This window comes from Phenylobacterium sp. VNQ135 (genome assembly GCF_049445735.1).
Classification (GTDB): Bacteria; Pseudomonadota; Alphaproteobacteria; order Caulobacterales; family Caulobacteraceae; genus Phenylobacterium.
Window position 1 is genome coordinate 444474 of record NZ_JBMSDS010000005.1, and the last position, 16013, is coordinate 460486.

Here is a 16013-nt window from a genome sequence, read left to right on the forward strand (position 1 = left end):
CAGGGCGTGGACGTCATCTTCACCATCGTGTCGCGGAACTACGCGGCCCAGGCGGCGACGCTCATGCAGAGCCTCAGCCACGCCGAGCCCGCCGCCCGCCGGATCGTGGTGGCGGCCGACGGGCCGATCCCGGAGCTCGCCCCCCTCGCCGAGGTGATCGAGGCGGCCGAACTCGGCGCCCCCGTCCGCGACATGAGCGTCTATTACGAGGCGCTGGAGCTGAACACGGCGGTGAAGCCGTTCGCCTTCCGGGCGCTGCTGGCCCAGACGGGCGTGACGAGCGTCACCTACCTCGATCCCGACATCTACGTCTTCCGGCCGCTGGAGCCGGTGTGGGACGGCCTGCGCGCCGCGCCCCTGGCGCTGACGCCGCACACGCTGCGGCCCCTGACCACGCCGGGCAATCCGACGAACGCGGACCTTGCGGCGTCGGGCCGGTTCAACCTGGGCTTCCTGGCCTGCCGCCCCGATCCGCAGGTGGGCAAGCTCATCGACTGGTGGGCCGAGCGCTGCCGCTTCGACAGCCGCGTCGCGCCGGACGAGGGGATCTTCACCGACCAGAGGTGGATGGATCAGGCGCCCGACTTCGTGCCGAACGCCGCGATCCTCGATCACCCCGGCCTGAACCTGGCCTACTGGAACCTCGAAGGCCGCGAACTCTCGCGGACCGCGGAAGGCTGGCGCGTCGACGGGCGGCCGCTGATCTTTTTCCACTTCTCGGGCTTCGATCCCGCGCGGCCGCTCAACCTCTCCAAGCATCAGAACCGCTTCCGGGTCCTGGCGGGATCGCCCATGGCGGGCCTGCTCGCCGACTACGCCGCCGCCCTCCGCGCGAACGGCCACGCCGAGGCCAAGGCCTTGGGCTACGGCTTCGACCGTTTCGCTTCCGGGCGACGGATCCGGCCGGCCCATCGGCTGGCCGCCCTGCAGGCGGCCCGCGCCGGACAGACCTTCCCCGACGGCCTCGGCCCGGCGACGGAAGCCTGGCTGGACGGGGCCGACCCGGCGCATCCCGAGATGACCCGGGTGATGGCCGCCCTCGCCGCCGACCAGCCCGCCGCCGCCTATCCCTGGTGGTTCGCGCCCAACGCCCAGGCGCTGGGGGCGGACCGGATTTCCGCCGAGGCCGCATCGGGATTGAGGGGACCGGCCGATCCGGCCGAACGCTTCCGGGGCGACGAGCTCACCGCCTGGTGGATCGGTCCGATGGCCGTGGCCGGCGAGTTCGCGATGGACGCACTGCCCGACCACGAGACCGACCGGCTGCTGGCCAGTCCTGCGGTGCTCGCCCGGGCCGCCGAGCTGGCCGAGACCGAGCGGCGTCCCTCCGAGCTCCGCCGCCTGCTGTTCGCCGCGTTCGGGCTGCCGCACCGCGCAGGCTGGCCCGCCCGCCTTCGCGCCGCGCTTCAGGCGCCGCATCTCGCGCCGGACCCGCGCGCCGGCCTCACCCTGTTCCGCGAGATCTGGGACGTGCGGCCGGACCTGCAGAAGCTCTATCCGCTCGACACCGCCGTCAGCCGGTTCCGCTATCTCCGCTGGCTCCTGGCGGGCGGCCTCGCCGAGTACGGGGCGCCGCCGGAGAGCCTGCCCGAGAAGCTGCGCGGAGGACTCACGATGCGGGTCGCCCGCGCGAGCCTCAAGGGTCGTCGATGAGTCTGCGGGCGCTGCAGGGGATCTGGCGCAAGGCGCTGCCGACGCCGGTGCGGCGCGCGGTCGCGCCCGCCGTCCGCCAGGGCCTGCGGGCCTATGCCCACGCCGCGGGACGGCCCCCGGCGCAGGTCAGCGGGCTGCTGCCGATCCGGCTGGTGGGCCTCTTCAACGGCAGCCATGGCATCGCCGCTTCGGCGCGCCTCGCCGCTCGCGCCTTCGAAGCGCTGGGCGCGCCGGTGGAGACCGTCGCGATCGATCAGGGCCTGGACTGGAAGGCCAGCCTCCGGACCGACACCCCCGCCATCTGGATATTCCATCTCAATCCGCCGGAGCTCGTCGGCGCGCTGGCCGCGATGGGCCCGCGGCGGGTGACGGGTCCGCGCTTCGGCTACTGGGCCTGGGAGCTGCCGAAGGGACCGCGTGACTGGCTGGACGACGCCGCCCTCGTCGACGAGGTCTGGACGCCGAGCCGCTATGTCGCCCAGGCGTTCGCCGGCGCCCGGGCGCCGGTTCGCGTCGTTCCGCACCCGCTCTTCCTCGAGGACTACGCCGAGGTGACGCCGGCGCCGCGGGCGACCGAATTCCAGGCGGTTGCGCTGTTCGACTTCAATTCGTCCGCCGCGCGAAAGAACCCGGAGGGCGTGATCGCCGCCTTCCGCCAGGCGTTCGGCGACGATCCGGCCTGCGAGCTGGTGATCAAGACACAGAACGGGAGGGCCCACCCACAAGCCCTCGCAGCGCTTCGCGCGAAGGCTTCCGGCGCCGTGCGGATCATCGACGAAACCTGGCCCTATGCCGAGGTGAAGCGATTGATCGCCGGGGCGGACGCCCTGGTCTCCCTCCATCGCGCCGAAGGCTTCGGACTGGTTATGGCTGAGGCGATGGCCCTGGGAACGCCCGTCGTAGCCACCGGCGCCAGCGGCAATCTCGACTTTATGGACGACGCCTCCGGCGTGCTCGTGCCGACCCGGAGCGCGCCCGTCGACGACCCGCAGGCCATCTATCGCGGCCAAAGCTGGTTCGAGCCCGACATAGAGGCCGCCGCCGAGGCGCTGCGCAGGCTGCGCGATGAGCCCGGCCTCGGCGCGCGCCTCGCCGCCGCCGGACGGGAGCGGGTGGCGCGGCAGCTCTCGCCCGAAGCCTGGCTCCGCAGCCTGCCCGACGCCGTGCAGGCTGCGGTGACGGCTCAGCGGTCCGGGCTGTTGGGCACGACGGCCGGCTGAGCCGGAGCCGCCGCCCGGTCATCGTCGTCGTCCCGGGCCCTCGGCGCATCGCATTTCCCGGCGCGGGCCTGGACGACGTAGAACAGCGCCCGCCCATCGGCGAAGTTGTTGTGCTCGGCGATGGGATTGGTGGATTCGCCGGTCAGCAGGCTGGGCGCTTCCATCGACTGTCCGCCGCCCATGGCCGCGGCGTTGCTGAGCGTCTGCTGGTTCCAGCGGGCGAGCGGCGCGCTGCACGCGGCCACCACCGCCTGGGCGACCGCGCCCGCGTCGTCGTCCGCCTTGGCCAGGGTATAGCCCCAGCGGTGCAGGCAGTCGTCCACCGCCAGGCCGCCGTCGACGCCAAGCCCCGGGGAGGCCGCCTGGGCCGTACCCACGAACGGCTTGCAGAGTCCGTCGCCGCCCGCCGCGGCGGTGCGGTTGCGCTGGCCGCCTTCACAGGCGGCCAGGGCGAGAGCCGCGGAGACCGCGACGACAAGGGTCGCTCCGTTTCGCATACGCATCACCGGCAGATCCGGGCCGGCGCCGAGACCGGCTGGCCGTACTGGTCGTAGTAGGTCCGCGTCTCATAGCGGCACGACGGCTCGCGGTAGCGCGGCGCGTAGGAGGCCTGGCGGTAGCTGCGGCTCGCGGAATAGCTGCGCGAGCTGTAGCGCTTGTTGCACTTGGTCAGCTGGTTGCCCGCGAAGCCGCCGACGGCTGCGCCCAGCAGCGTGCCTTCCGTCCGGTCTCCACGACCCGCCACCGCGTTGCCCAGCAGGCCGCCGGCGACGGCGCCGACCACCGTGCCGGTGGTCCGTTTCTGACAGGCCGCCTGACTGACAGCAGGCAGGGCGGCCACGGCGAGCACGGCGCCCGCCATCATGCCGATCCGCATGAACATTCTCCTCTGCGTGTCGCCTCGTCTGCGCGAGGCTCAGCGATGGAAAACGTCCGGCGGCCGGATCGGATGCGCGGCCTACGTCAGCCAGTCGACAAAGCCGTGCTTGGCCATCCAGGCGAGCGCCAGCTCCAGCGCCCGCCGTTCGCCCTTCGGGAACGCCAGCAGGATCTCGCGCACGGTGAGCGGACCGCGGTCGTTCAGCAGCTCCACGACCCGGGCGCAGCTCGCGGGGGACGCCCGCAGGGGCGCGTAGGCGCGGTCGAGGACGACGGCCTCGGTATTCAGCACGTCCTGCGACGTCACGCCGGGCGCGGCGGAAAGCCGGCTGTCCACGGTGAGCGTCTCGGTGGCGAAGTGGGCGAAATCGACGAAGGGATCGCCCTTCACCGGATTGGCGCTGCGGCCCGACGGCGGATCGGCGGCGGCGGCGCGCACGCGCCCGAGCTCCTCCACCAGCGCATGGTACTGCCGCGCCACCACGGGCCAGTCGAAGGCCGTGCGAACCCGCTCCCGTCCGGCCGCGCCCATCCTGCGCCGCAGGTCCGGAGAGCGGATCAGCTCGGCCAAGGCCTCGGCGCAGCGGCCGATGTGCACGGCGGTGTGCTGCGCAACGGCGCCGACGTAGGTCTGGTAGGACTCCAGCTCCATCACGTGGCGCGTGACCATCGCGGCGCCGAGCCCGCCCGCCGAGGGGCCGCCCAGGGTTGGGATCAGGAAGCCCTCTTCGCCGTGCCGGACCGTGAAGCGGTACCCGTCCCAGTCGCTGGCCACGACCGGAAGGCCCGCCGCCATGGCTTCGAGGGGCGTGATTCCGAAGGTTTCCTGGATGTTGTCGACCAGCGAGAGGAAGACGTCCGCCGCCGCCCAGAGATCGGCCAGTCGGTCGCGGTCGTTGCCGTTCTCGAAGCGGACGTCCACGTCGCCGGCATGGGCCTTGGCGGCCGCCGCGTACCGGTCCCGGTCGGCGGCGTCGGGGAACCATCCGGCAAGCGCGAACACGACCTTCCGGCCTTCGGGCGCGGCGGCGGTCTCCGCCGCCTGGCGGACGGCCTTGAACATCGGCTGCGGGAAGGCCTTTTCGAAGAACGACAGGCGCCCCACCCAGAGCACCAGGACGTCGTCCGCGCCGAGCCCCAGCTCCTGGCGCAGCGTCGCCCGGGCGGCGGGACGGTCGGCCATGGCCGCGAACGCCGCGCCGTCCACGCCGAGCGGGACGATCGGCAGCGCCGGCTGCGGCGGTGGGCGGCCGCCGGTCCGCTCGGCCAGGTGCTCCCCCAGGTCAGCGAACATGCGGGCCAGGCCGTCCTGGACGCTGGGCGAGGTGCAGATGATCGCGTCCCACGGATGGGTCGGCGCGGTCAGGCTGGCGGCGATCATCTCCCGCACGGCCGGCGGTGCGAGCGTGTGCGCCAGGCCCAGCAGGCTGTAGGCCCGGTCGCCTCCGGCGCGACGCCGCAGCCAGCCCAGTTCGCTGATGTAGGGCTGGCCCCGCAGCAGGGCGCCCGAAGCCGCGGGCGCGGCGGAGCCCAGCAGCGGCGCCCACGCGAGCTTCGTCCCCCCGCCGTCGCCGCCCAACAGGCCCGCCTGGAGGTCCGCCTGGGAAGGTTGCCTGGCCGAGAGGATGTCGACCTGCTCGAAGCCGCCGTGGCGCGCTAGCGCCTGGATGAGCTGCAGGTTGGCGACGTCCTTGCCGAACGGATTGGCGCCGAGGCTCACCTGGCCCGACGGGTGGTAGATGGAAAGGCGCGACCCCATGCAGCCTCCCTACACCACCACGCGCCGAACGCCACGCCCCGGCCCGGCCCGCTTGGACTCGCCGCCGCCGCCCGCTAAACGGCTCGGCGGACGCCAAGGAACAGCATGAACATCGACATCGCCGGCCTGGAACACGCGGCCCTGAACCGGACACCGGACCGCTGGCCCCATCTGCTGGCGGCCCTGCGTGGTCTCGTCGACGCGGCCGCCACCCGGCGCAACGACGATGCGGCCCTCTCCGGCCGGCTGATGGCGGCGATCGGCACGATAATCGCCGACCCGGGCTTCGAGGTCGCCCCGAACCAGATCATGGAGGCGCTCGTCTACCGCCAGGAGCTGGAGAACCTGGTCCGCGCCAGTCCGATCGGCAGCTTCGACCACGTGCTCCGCGCCATCGGATTCCAGGCCCGCGGCGGAACGCCCGCCGCCCAGCTCCTGAACCCAATGCGACTGGCGAAGGCGACGCTGCTGCTGTCCCTCGATTCCGACGTGGAGTTCGGCCCGGACGACATCCTGTCGCTGCCCGCCGAGATCGCGCAGGTGGCCTACATCTCCCTGGTCGCCACCAAGCCGGTGGTCTCGGCGCTTGGAGCCGCCCGCCGCGAAGCATTCGTGGGCAAGGCGAACGAACTCCGCCCGGCCCCGCTCCCGGCGACCGTCAATCAGATCACGTCCCTCAGCGTCGCCTGGATGCTCTGCAGCTATGCGAGCCATCCTCGCAAACACCAGATCAAGGTTCCCCTGAACCGCACCCTCGCCGATCTGGCGCGCCAGATCCGCATGCGAGAGCCGGAGTTGCCCGAGCGTCGCGAGATCAAGGACCGGCCACGCATGGCCGTGGCGGCCGAGATCATGCACTCCAATCACGTGCAGTACCGCTACTTCGGTCAGTACCTCCGCCAGCTGCGGCAGCGCTTCGAACTGGTGCTGGTCACCGAGGACAGCGAGGTCGACGATGCGGTCCGCGCCCTCTACGACGAGGTGCACACCTTCCAGCGCGGCGCGCGCGGCGAGCATCTGCTGGAGGTGGCTCGGGTGCTCACCGAGACCCGGCCCGACATCGTCTTCTGGCCCAGCGTCGGCATGCGCCACTGGGGGCCGATGCTCGCCAACCTGCGCTTCGCGCCGATCCAGATGACCGCGCTCGGCCACTCGGCGTCCACCTTCTGCCCGCCTATCGACTACTACCTCACCGAGGAGGGGTACGTGTCGGACCCGGCGCTGTTCGGCGAGCGCCTGCTGCTGATGCCCGACGAGGCCCTCGTGTTCGAGCGCTCACCGGCCTACCAGCCCGTTCCGCCGGCGATCCGCGATAAGGCCGACCCGCTTCGCGTGGCCTTGCCCAGCAACCTGCTGAAGCTGAACCCGCACTTCTTCGCCGTGCTGCGCCAGATCCGCGAGCAAGCCGCCCGCCCGCTGGAGTTCCACCTCTTCCCCAACGCCGGCGGCTCGGAGCACCTCGCGATCCGCCGGGTGGTCGATCAGGCCCTGCCGGGGGCCATCGTGCATGGCCGCCTGCGCTACGACGAGTACCTGCGGCTCCTCTCAGCCTGCGACCTGAACCTGAGCCCGTTCCCGTTCGGCGGGCTACACAGTGTCGTCGATTCACTGCGCCAGGGGCTCCCGGTGGTGGCGCTGGAGTGCCCCGAGCCGCATGGCCGCACCGATTCCATGCTGTTGCGCCGTCTGCGGATGCCCGAGTGGCTGGTCGCCAAGACCGAAGAGGCGTACATCGCCGCCGCCCTCAAGGTGATCGACGACGACGCGCTGCGCGTCGAACTCTCTCGCCAGGCGCTGGCGCTGGACATCGACAACCTGCTGTTCGGCGATGGCGCGACGCCGCTGCGGACCGAGGTGGTGGACGCCGTATGGTGGACCTATCTGCACCACGACGAGGTGGTGGCCCGCGATCAGAAGGTGGTCGGACCGAAGGACTGGGCGCCTAGCCCACCCTGACGGGCGACGCCCAGTTGGCGGGGTCGATCTCCTCCGCGTCGCCCACCCGCCGGCCGGTTTCCCGCGGCAGGCCCAGCACATTCACCGAGACGATCCGTCCGAACACGTTCTGCGTCTCGCCCTTGAAGTTGCCGGGCGCGTACAGAGCTGGCGTGTGCCAGTACAGCCTGTAGCCCATGTCGGCCATGAGCCCGATCACCTCGCCCTGCTGCGCTGCACGGTCGTTCTCGACGTAGAGGATGGGCCGCGTCCGCAGGATGGTCTCTCGCGCGCCGCGCAGCACCTGCGGCTCGAAGCCTTCCACGTCGACCTTCAGCAGGTGGCAAGCCGGCAGGTCCAGGCTGTCGAGGGTGCGCACCCTCACCCGCTGGCCGCGCGCCGCCCCGGCCGCGGGCTGCAGCGAGACGCCGCCGAAATTGTTCTGGCCGGCGTAGTCGATCGGCGGGATCAGCGCCTGCCCTTCCGCGTCGCCGCATGCCTCCGGCAGCGCGACGACGTTGCCGATATCGTTCAGCGCGAGGTTGGCGCAGAGGAGCTGGAAGATCCGCTGCTGCGGTTCGAAGGCATAGAGCGGCCCCGGCGCGCAGCGCCGCGCGAGCGCCAGGGTGAAGGCCCCGATGTTGGCGCCGACCTCGACGACCGTCTGGCCCGGCCGGACAAGCTGTTCCAGGAGCTGCCGCTCGGGCGGGCTGAGCTCGCCGTAGAGCTCGAGCGACCGGCTCACATAGGCGTCGCCGCGCAGCCCCAGCATCCTGCCGTCGCGCGTCTCGTACATCTGGGCGGCCGGCTCGTTCATCAAAGTCCTCTGGGGGCCAGCGGCAGGACAGCGCGGGCGAGAGCCTGACCCAGCCGCACCTGGCCCGAGGCGGCGATATGCAGGCCGTCCGCCTGCATGGGAAGCCCCTTCGCATCCACGGAAACCGTCAGCGGGTCCGCGTCGTCGACGGCGGCCTGGGCGGCGCGGACCTGACCCGCCTGTGCGCCGATGTCGGGGATGCGGACCACGGCCACCACGGCCTGCGGCGCGGACCAGCCCAGGCGCATCGTCTTGATCAGGCTGGTGAGGTTTGCACGGTACGCCCTCGCCATGGCCGGGTCGATCGCGTCGGCTTCTCCCTGGACCCACAGGATCGCCGCGATCCGCGGCGCCCGCCCCTGGGCGGACAGCGCCGCCTTGGCCGCCTCCACCTCCCGCGTCGCTTCGGCGAACAGCTCGCCCGACGCCGGCGACCAGTCACGGCCCTCCGCCGGAGCCAGGGAGGTCGAGCCCCGGGCGAGCTTGACGATGTAGAGCGGCCGATCGCGTCGGGTTTCGCGCCAGACGCGGGCGAACGACGCCTCCGGCCCCCAGGCCTCGGGGCGGTTCGGGGAGCCGGTGTTGCGTCCGGGCTCCAGCATCTCGAACCGGCCGTCACGCCAGATGCGCACCTCCGGATCGGGCCAGCGGATCTCGACCGGAACATCGGCGCGCGTGAGATAGCCCAGCGCATTGGACTGGCCCGCCAGCACCACGAGGTCCGCCTTCGGCTTCGCGGAACAGCTCGCCAGTCCGATCGCCAGGGCCAGCAGGACCGGGCCGAAGAATCTCGCCATGCGTCTCCCCGCTCGCGACCTGTCGCCGGCCTAGGACATCGCCGGGGCGGCGGCAAGACGAGGCCCGTTGGGCGGTGCGGTCGGTCATGCTAGTGCCCCCGCATGGACGCGGCGATCCTCTTCGAGAACGACGGCTACCGCATGGACGGGCCAAAGCTGATGGGCCGGCAGTCCGCGGGCAACGGCTTCCTGCGCGCGGCCGTGGCCGCGCATGCCGGACGGCCGCTCTGGGGATTCTCGCCGTTCAGCGACGCCGGCGCCGCGTTCCAGCAGACCGTGACCGAGATCGATCCGAACGGGCAAACCCGCTGGATCGACCGCGGCGACCTCAGGGGCCTTTCGGCCCGCGGGGTGGCATTCCGTCCGGACGGCGATCTCGGAGGTCTGGCGAACCTGCGGCTGCGGGCGGGCCCGGCCCGCTTCAGCATCTGCGGCGTCACCCACACCCTCTCCGGCCCGCCGCTCGCCACCTTCGCCGGCTATCCGGCGCTGCCGCTCGCGCCGTGGGACGCCCTGATCTGCACCTCTCGCGCGGCGCGCGGCGTGCTCGAAGGCGTTCTGGAGGCGAGCGAGGACCTGCTGAGCTGGCGCGCCGGCGCCACCGTGCGGCCCCCGAGGCCGCAGCTGCCGATCATCCCGCTGGGCGTCCACACCCGGGACTTCGACTTCACCGCCGACGAGCGGGCGGCCGCCCGGACGGCCCTCGGCCTGGCCCCCGACGAGGTCGCGGTGCTGTTCGCCGGCCGCATCAGCTTCCACGGCAAGGCCCACCCCTTCCAGATGTTCCAGGCGCTGGAGGCGGCGGCCCAGACCACCGGCGTCAAGCTCGCGCTCGTGCTCGCCGGCCAGGCGCCCACCGAGGCGATCAAGGGCGCTTACGACGCCGGCCTCGCCGCCTTCTGCCCCAGCGTCCGGGCCGTCTACGTCGACGGCAAGGATTTCGACCTGTACCGGGCAGCGTGGGCCGGGGCCGACATCTTCACCTCGCTGTCCGACAACATCCAGGAGACGTTCGGCATCACGCCGCTGGAAGCCATGGCCTCGGGCTTGCCCGTGGTGGTCAGCGACTGGGACGGCTATCGCGACACGGTTCGGGACGGCGAAGACGGATTTCGGATACCCACGCTGGCGCCCGCGCCGGGGCACCTCAAGCACGTCGCCCTGGCCTACGAGGCCGGCGCGATGAACTACGATCAATTGCTCTATCGGACGTGCGCGGCGGTCTCGATGGACTATGGCGTCCTGCTCGACCGTCTGACCGCGCTGGTGCGCGATCCCGACCTTCGCCGACGGATGGGTGAGACCGGGCGGCGGCGGGCGCGCGAGGACTACGACTGGGCGGTGGTCTACCGCCGCTACCAGGCGCTCTGGGACGAACTCACCGCCGTGCGCGAGCGCGACTATGCCGAGCGCCGCGACTACTGGGACCGGGCGCCCCGCGCCACGCCTGGCCACCGCGAGCCCTTCGAAGCCTTCGCCGGCTTCTCCACGGCGGCGCTGGGCCCCGAGACATTGGTCGCCGCCGCCGCCGGCGCGTCGCCCGAGGCCTACGCCGCGCTGGAGGGGCAGATCCTCTTCAACCGCCTGAGGGTGAGTGCGCCCATCATCGAGGCCATGTTCGCCCGCCTCGCTGCGGGGCCGGCCAGCGTCGCCGAGCTTCAGGCCGCGGCGAAGCTGGGGACCGGGCTTGCCGTGGAGGTCGTCGCCCGGCTGGTGAAGATGAACCTAGTGCGGGTCGTCTAGAGGATCCCCGGCAGGTCCAGGCCCTTTTCGCGGGCGACGGCGAGCGCGATGTCGTAGCCGGCGTCGGCGTGGCGCATCACGCCGGTGGCCGGATCGTTCCAGAGCACGCGCTCGATCCGCCTCGCGGCGGCTTCGGTGCCGTCGCAGACGATGACCATGCCCGAGTGCTGGGAGTAGCCCATGCCCACGCCGCCGCCGTGGTGCAGCGACACCCAGGTGGCGCCTGAAGCGGTGTTGAGCAGCGCGTTCAGCAGCGGCCAGTCCGAGACCGCGTCCGAGCCGTCGCGCATGGCCTCGGTCTCGCGGTTGGGGGAGGCGACCGAGCCGGAGTCGAGGTGGTCGCGGCCGATCACCACCGGCGCCTTCAGCTCGCCCTTGGCCACCATCTCGTTGAACGCCAGGCCCAGCCGGTGCCGGTCGCCGAGGCCCACCCAGCAGATCCGCGCCGGCAGGCCCTGGAACCGGATCTTCTTGCCGGCCATGTCGAGCCAGTTGTGCAGGTGCGGGTTGTCAGGGATCAGTTCCTTCACCTTGGCGTCGGTCTTGAAGATGTCCTCCGGATCGCCGGACAGCGCCGCCCAGCGGAAAGGGCCGATCCCGCGGCAGAACAGCGGGCGGATGTAGGCCGGCACGAAGCCCGGGAAGTCGAAGGCGTCGGTGACGCCGGCATCCTTGGCCACCTGGCGGATGTTGTTCCCGTAGTCGACCGTCGGCACGCCGCGCTTCCTGAACTCAAGCATCGCCTGCACGTGCTCGGCCATCGAGGCGCGGGCCGCCTCCTCCACCTGATCGGGCGCCTGCTCGCGCATGGCGAACCACCGCTCCAGGCTCCAGCCCTTGGGCAGGTACCCGTTCACCGGGTCGTGGGCCGAGGTCTGGTCGGTGAGCAGGTCGGGCAGCACGCCGCGCTTCAGCATCTCGGGCAGCACCTCGCAGGCGTTGCCGAGCAGGCCCACCGAGACCGCGCGCTTCTCGGCCCTGGCGCGGTCGATGATCGCCAGCGCCTCGTCCAGCGTCTCCGCCGAATGATCGAGATAGCCGGTGCGCAGACGCATCTCGATGCGGCTGGGCTGGCACTCGATCGCCAGGCACGAGGCGCCCGCCATCACCGCCGCCAGGGGCTGGGCGCCGCCCATGCCGCCGAGGCCCGCCGTCAGCAGCCATTTGCCCGAGAGGTCGCCGCCATAGTGCTGGCGGCCCATCTCCACAAAGGTCTCGTAGGTGCCCTGAACGATGCCCTGGGTGCCGATGTAGATCCAGGAGCCCGCGGTCATCTGGCCGTACATGGCCAGGCCCTTCCGATCGAGCTCGTTGAAGTGCTCCCAGCTGGCCCATCTGGGCACCAGGTTGGAGTTGGCGATCAGCACGCGGGGCACATCGGGGTGGGTGCGGAACACGCCCACGGGCTTGCCCGACTGAACCAGCAGGGTCTCGTCGTCGGAGAGCCGCTTCAGGGTCTCGACGATCCGGTCGTAGCTCTCCCAGTCGCGGGCCGCGCGGCCGACGCCGCCGTAAACCACGAGGTCGGCGGGGTTCTCGGCGACGTCCGGATGCAGGTTGTTCATCAGCATGCGGAGCGGCGCCTCGGTCAGCCAGCTCCTGCAGGTCAGCTCGGGGCCTATCGGCGGGCGGATCACGCGGTTCGGGTCGTGACGGGTCATCGGCGGGCGAAATCCAGGCAGGCGTTGAGGACGTGGGTCAGGGTCTGGCGCATGAAGCGCGCCCGGTCTGCGTCGTACGGCGTGGGCCAGGTCTCGGGCGAAGGCTCGCCCTCGGGCTCGTCCATGTAGCCGCGGCAGGCGAGCTCCATCTGGATGGCGTGCACGCCGGTCCCAGGGCGGCCGTAACGGCGGGTCGTCCACCCGCCCTTGAAGCGGCCGTCGGTGACGCGGCTGAAGCCCGAGACGTCACAGGCGCTCTCGATCGCCGCCACCAGTCCGGGATCGCAGGCCGCGCCCGAGTTGGCGCCGATGTTGAAGTTCGGCAGCTCGCCCTCGAACAGGCGCGGGATCCGCGAGCGGATCGAATGGGCTTCGTAGAGCACGATCTTGCCGTGTGCGCTGCGCAGCCGCTCCAGCTCGGCCGCGAGCGCGGCGTGATAGGGATCGAACCACCGGCCGCGGCGCTGGGCGACCTCCGCCGGGTCGGGCGCCTGGCCCACCCGGTACAGCGGCTCGCCGTCGAAGGTGGTGGTCGGACAGAGTTCAGTGGTGGCCTGCCCGGGGTAAAGCGAGGCGCCCGACGGATCGCGGTTCACGTCTATGACCGTCCGCGAGACGCGGGTGCGGACCAGTGTCGCGCCCAGGTCCGCGGCGAAGTCATAGAGCTGGTGGATCCACCAGTCGGCGTCCTTGCGGGCGAGCCACGGCGAGACGAGCCGCGCCTCGACGTCGGCCGGAATGTCCGTGCCGGTGTGCGGAAAGCTGACGACCAGCGGCGCGTCGCCGCGGGTGACCTCCAGCCAGTCCATCAGGCCACGCCCGGAAGGTCGCCGAGCGCCATTTCGCCGTTCCGCAGGATGGCGGCGGCCGCGGCGATGTCGGGGGCGAAATGGCGGTCGTGGTCCAGCGGCGGCACGTCGCGGCGCAGGCGGCCCCGCACACCCTCCAGCACATCGCTGGATCTGAGCGGCGCGTGGAAATCGCAGCCTTGCGCCGCCGCGAGCAGCTCGACGGCGAGCACCCCCTCAAGGTTCCGCGTCATCGCCAGGAGTCGGCGGGCCCCGTGCGCGGCCATGGAGACGTGGTCCTCCTGGTTCGCGCTGGTCGGGATGGAGTCGACACTAGCGGGGTGGGCGAGCTGCTTGTTCTCGGAAACCAGGGCCGCGGCCGTCACCTGCGGGATCATGAAGCCCGAGTTCAGGCCCGGCTGCGGCGTGAGGAACGCCGGCAAGCCCGACAGGGCAGGATCGACGAGCATCGCCACGCGCCGCTCGGCGATGGAGCCGATCTCACAGACCGCCAGGGCGATCATGTCGGCTGCGAAGGCCACCGGCTCGGCGTGGAAGTTACCGCCCGACAGCGCCTCGTCCGCGTCCGGGAAGATGAGCGGGTTGTCCGAGACGCCGTTGGCCTCTGTCTCCAGCGTGGCGGCGGCCTGCCGCAGTACGTCGAGGGCGGCGCCCATCACCTGCGGCTGACAGCGCAGGCAGTAGGGATCCTGCACGCGCTCATCGTCCTTCAGGTGCGACGCGCGGATCGCCGAGCCGGTCATCAAGGCCCTCAACGCGTCCGCCGTCTCGATCTGGCCGCGCTGGCGGCGGAGCGCGTGGATCCGGTGGTCGAACGGCGTGTCCGATCCCTTGGCAGCCTCCGTGGACAGCGCCCCGGTCACCAGGGCGGAACGGAACAGCCGCTCGGCCTCGAACAGGCCCGCCAGGGCGTTGGCCGTGGAGAACTGGGTGCCGTTCAGCAGGGCGAGCCCCTCCTTCGGCCCCAGGTCCAGCGGCGCCAGCCCCGCCTCGGAAAGCGCTGCGGCGGCGTCGACGCGCCGGCCGCCCGTCTCGATCCCTCCGACGCCGATCATCGCCGCCGCCATATGGGCGAGCGGCGCCAGGTCGCCCGAGGCGCCGACCGAGCCCTGCCCCGGGACGACGGGGATCAGGTCCAGGGCGATCATCCGCTCCAGGAGCTCGACGGTCGCCGGCCGCACGCCCGATGCGCCCTGGGCGAGGCTGGCCAGCTTCAAGGCCATCATCAGCCGGGTCACGGCGCGGGGCGACGGCTCGCCCACGCCGGCTGCGTGGCTCAGCACGAGGTTCCGCTGCAGGGTGGCGAGGTCGCCGTCGGCGATGCGCACCGTGGCCAGCTTCCCGAAGCCGGTGTTGATCCCATAGACCGGCTCGCCCTTGGCCAGGATGCGCGCCACCGCCGCCGCGCTTTCGGCGACCACGGCCGTGGCGGCCGGGTCGAGGCGCAAGGCGGCGCCGGTCCAGATCGCACGCCAGTCGGCCAACGGGGTGTCGCCGGGGCGGATCACGATGTCGGTCAATTGCCCCTCCAGACGCGGGCGTGCAGCGGGTTGAACCCCATGCGGTAGACGAGCTCAGCCGGGCGCTCGACGTCCCAGATCGCGAGGTCGCAGACCTTGCCGGCCTCCAGCGTTCCGACCTGGTCCTGACGCCCCAGGGCGCGTGCTGCGTTGCGGGTGACGCCCGCCAGACACTCGTCGACGGTGAGGCGGAAAAGGGTTGCGGCCATGTTCATGGCCAGCAGCAGCGAGGTGAGCGGCGAGGTCCCCGGATTGCTGTCCGTCGCCACCGCCATCGGGACGCCGGCGGCGCGCAAGGCGCCGATCGGCGGCGCCGTCTCGTCACGCAGGAAGTAGTAGGCGCCGGGGAGCAGCACGGCCGTCGTGCCCGCCTGGGCCATCGCGGCCGCGCCCGCCTCGTCCAGATGCTCGAGATGGTCGGCCGAAAGCGCGCCGTATCGCGCCGCCAGCGCCGCGCCCTCCAGGTTCGAGAGTTGCTCGGCGTGCAGCTTTACCGCGAGGCCATGCCGCCGCGCGGCCTGGAAGACCCGCTCCGTCTGTGCGGGCGTGAAGCCTATGCCCTCGCAGAACGCGTCGACCGCGTCGGCGAGCCCCGCCTCCGCCACCGCAGGAATCATCGCCTCGCAGACCAGGTCGATGTAGCCGTCGGGATTGCCGGCATACTCCGGCGGTAGGGCGTGGGCGCCCAGGAACGTCGTCGCGATGGAGGCCCGGTCGCCCAGGGCACGAGCGGCGCGGAGCTGCTTCAGTTCGTCCCCGGTGGTGAGGCCATAGCCGGACTTCACCTCCACGGTGGTGGCGCCCTCGGCGATCAGGGCTTCGAGGCGGGGACGGGCCAAGGCCGTCAGCTCGGCCTCGGACGCCGCGCGGGTCGCCGTCACTGTCGAGGCGATACCGCCGCCGGCGCGCGCGATCTCCTCGTAGGTGGCGCCCTGCAGCCGCAGCTCGAACTCGTGCGCACGGTCGCCGGCGTAGACCAGGTGGGTGTGGCAGTCGATCAGCCCCGGCGTGATCCAGCGGCCTTCGCAGTCGATGACTTCGCCCGCCGGGGCGTCGGCCACGGGCCCGGCATAGACGATCCGCTCGCCGTCGGCGGCGACGGCGCCGTCCTCGATCACCCCAAGGCCTGGAAGGCGGGGCGACAGGGTCGCGAGACGGGCGTTCCGCCAGACCTTCATCCGTCCTCCCTCCGCGCTTGCCGCCGTCGATATGTATAGACA

13 protein-coding genes are annotated in these 16013 nt (G+C 71.9%); 4 read left to right on the forward strand and 9 right to left on the reverse strand.

Annotation, left to right across the window (positions count from 1 at the left end; translation table 11 throughout):
* Window positions 1-6 precede the first annotated feature (6 nt).
* Both ACO2Q0_RS19950 and ACO2Q0_RS19955 read left to right on the forward strand, forming a co-directional pair.
* The gene (locus tag ACO2Q0_RS19950) at window positions 7-1653 is read left to right on the forward strand and encodes a hypothetical protein (RefSeq protein WP_423353265.1); all 1647 of its coding nucleotides are present in this window, start codon (window positions 7-9) and stop codon (window positions 1651-1653) included.
* On the forward strand, window positions 1650-2873 hold the full coding sequence (locus tag ACO2Q0_RS19955) for a glycosyltransferase family 4 protein (RefSeq protein WP_423353266.1): 1224 nt from the start codon (window positions 1650-1652) through the stop codon (window positions 2871-2873). Before ACO2Q0_RS19950 ends, ACO2Q0_RS19955 begins: the two co-directional genes overlap by 4 nt.
* Here the strand turns inward: ACO2Q0_RS19955 and ACO2Q0_RS19960 are convergent.
* The 3 genes from ACO2Q0_RS19960 to ACO2Q0_RS19970 all read right to left on the reverse strand — a co-directional run bounded on the left by ACO2Q0_RS19960 (window position 2837) and on the right by ACO2Q0_RS19970 (window position 5511).
* Window positions 2837-3376, reverse strand: a complete 540-nt coding sequence (locus ACO2Q0_RS19960; RefSeq protein ID WP_423353267.1) for a hypothetical protein — start codon at window positions 3374-3376, stop codon at window positions 2837-2839. The genes ACO2Q0_RS19955 and ACO2Q0_RS19960 overlap by 37 nt on opposite strands.
* Entirely contained in the window at window positions 3376-3750 is a 375-nt protein-coding gene (locus ACO2Q0_RS19965; protein ID WP_423353268.1) for a glycine zipper 2TM domain-containing protein, read from the reverse strand. Before ACO2Q0_RS19965 ends, ACO2Q0_RS19960 begins: the two co-directional genes overlap by 1 nt.
* An 81-nt stretch (window positions 3751-3831) precedes the next feature.
* Entirely contained in the window at window positions 3832-5511 is a 1680-nt protein-coding gene (locus ACO2Q0_RS19970; protein ID WP_423353269.1) for a glycosyltransferase family 4 protein, read from the reverse strand.
* A 105-nt stretch (window positions 5512-5616) separates the two neighbouring features.
* Between ACO2Q0_RS19970 and ACO2Q0_RS19975 the strand changes: the two genes are divergently transcribed.
* Complete coding sequence (locus ACO2Q0_RS19975) at window positions 5617-7467, forward strand: hypothetical protein (RefSeq protein WP_423353270.1); 1851 nt, start codon at window positions 5617-5619, stop codon at window positions 7465-7467.
* On the opposite strand, the gene ACO2Q0_RS19980 is transcribed toward ACO2Q0_RS19975, so the two are convergent.
* Window positions 7454-8263 (reverse strand): FkbM family methyltransferase, encoded by an 810-nt coding sequence (locus ACO2Q0_RS19980; protein ID WP_423353271.1) that lies wholly within the window; start codon window positions 8261-8263, stop codon window positions 7454-7456. The two genes, ACO2Q0_RS19975 and ACO2Q0_RS19980, sit on opposite strands and share 14 nt — an antisense overlap.
* Window positions 8263-9060, reverse strand: a complete 798-nt coding sequence (locus tag ACO2Q0_RS19985; RefSeq protein WP_423353272.1) for a sialate O-acetylesterase — start codon at window positions 9058-9060, stop codon at window positions 8263-8265. Before ACO2Q0_RS19985 ends, ACO2Q0_RS19980 begins: the two co-directional genes overlap by 1 nt.
* Window positions 9061-9162: 102 nt before the next feature.
* Between ACO2Q0_RS19985 and ACO2Q0_RS19990 the strand changes: the two genes are divergently transcribed.
* Window positions 9163-10803 carry a glycosyltransferase family 4 protein gene (locus ACO2Q0_RS19990; protein ID WP_423353273.1) on the forward strand — a complete coding sequence of 547 codons (1641 nt, stop codon included), beginning with the start codon at window positions 9163-9165 and terminating at the stop codon, window positions 10801-10803.
* On the opposite strand, the gene hutU is transcribed toward ACO2Q0_RS19990, so the two are convergent.
* The 4 genes from hutU to hutI are packed head-to-tail and all read right to left on the reverse strand — an operon-like array spanning window position 10800 to window position 15971.
* Complete coding sequence (gene hutU / locus ACO2Q0_RS19995) at window positions 10800-12464, reverse strand: urocanate hydratase (protein WP_423353274.1); 1665 nt, start codon at window positions 12462-12464, stop codon at window positions 10800-10802. The genes ACO2Q0_RS19990 and hutU overlap by 4 nt on opposite strands.
* The gene (hutG, locus tag ACO2Q0_RS20000; protein ID WP_423353275.1) at window positions 12461-13273 is read right to left on the reverse strand and encodes an N-formylglutamate deformylase; all 813 of its coding nucleotides are present in this window, start codon (window positions 13271-13273) and stop codon (window positions 12461-12463) included. Before hutG ends, hutU begins: the two co-directional genes overlap by 4 nt.
* Complete coding sequence (hutH, locus tag ACO2Q0_RS20005; protein WP_423353276.1) at window positions 13273-14793, reverse strand: histidine ammonia-lyase; 1521 nt, start codon at window positions 14791-14793, stop codon at window positions 13273-13275. Before hutH ends, hutG begins: the two co-directional genes overlap by 1 nt.
* The gene (gene hutI, locus ACO2Q0_RS20010; protein WP_423353277.1) at window positions 14790-15971 is read right to left on the reverse strand and encodes an imidazolonepropionase; all 1182 of its coding nucleotides are present in this window, start codon (window positions 15969-15971) and stop codon (window positions 14790-14792) included. The genes hutH and hutI overlap by 4 nt, the downstream gene beginning before the upstream one ends.
* Window positions 15972-16013: the final 42 nt, after the last annotated feature.

Excerpts from the sequence above, each read along its gene's own strand:
- ACO2Q0_RS19955 (WP_423353266.1), top strand. The coding sequence starts at position 1,650 with ATGAGTCTGCGGGCGCTGCAGGGGATCTGGCGCAAGGCGCTGCCGACG.
- ACO2Q0_RS19960 (WP_423353267.1), bottom strand. The coding sequence starts at position 3,376 with ATGCGTATGCGAAACGGAGCGACCCTTGTCGTCGCGGTCTCCGCGGCT.
- ACO2Q0_RS19965 (WP_423353268.1), bottom strand. The coding sequence starts at position 3,750 with ATGCGGATCGGCATGATGGCGGGCGCCGTGCTCGCCGTGGCCGCCCTG.
- ACO2Q0_RS19970 (WP_423353269.1), bottom strand. The coding sequence starts at position 5,511 with ATGGGGTCGCGCCTTTCCATCTACCACCCGTCGGGCCAGGTGAGCCTC.
- ACO2Q0_RS19975 (WP_423353270.1), top strand. The coding sequence starts at position 5,617 with ATGAACATCGACATCGCCGGCCTGGAACACGCGGCCCTGAACCGGACA.
- ACO2Q0_RS19980 (WP_423353271.1), bottom strand. The coding sequence starts at position 8,263 with ATGAACGAGCCGGCCGCCCAGATGTACGAGACGCGCGACGGCAGGATG.
- ACO2Q0_RS19985 (WP_423353272.1), bottom strand. The coding sequence starts at position 9,060 with ATGGCGAGATTCTTCGGCCCGGTCCTGCTGGCCCTGGCGATCGGACTG.
- ACO2Q0_RS19990 (WP_423353273.1), top strand. The coding sequence starts at position 9,163 with ATGGACGCGGCGATCCTCTTCGAGAACGACGGCTACCGCATGGACGGG.
- hutU (WP_423353274.1), bottom strand. The coding sequence starts at position 12,464 with ATGACCCGTCACGACCCGAACCGCGTGATCCGCCCGCCGATAGGCCCC.
- hutG (WP_423353275.1), bottom strand. The coding sequence starts at position 13,273 with ATGGACTGGCTGGAGGTCACCCGCGGCGACGCGCCGCTGGTCGTCAGC.
- hutI (WP_423353277.1), bottom strand. The coding sequence starts at position 15,971 with ATGAAGGTCTGGCGGAACGCCCGTCTCGCGACCCTGTCGCCCCGCCTT.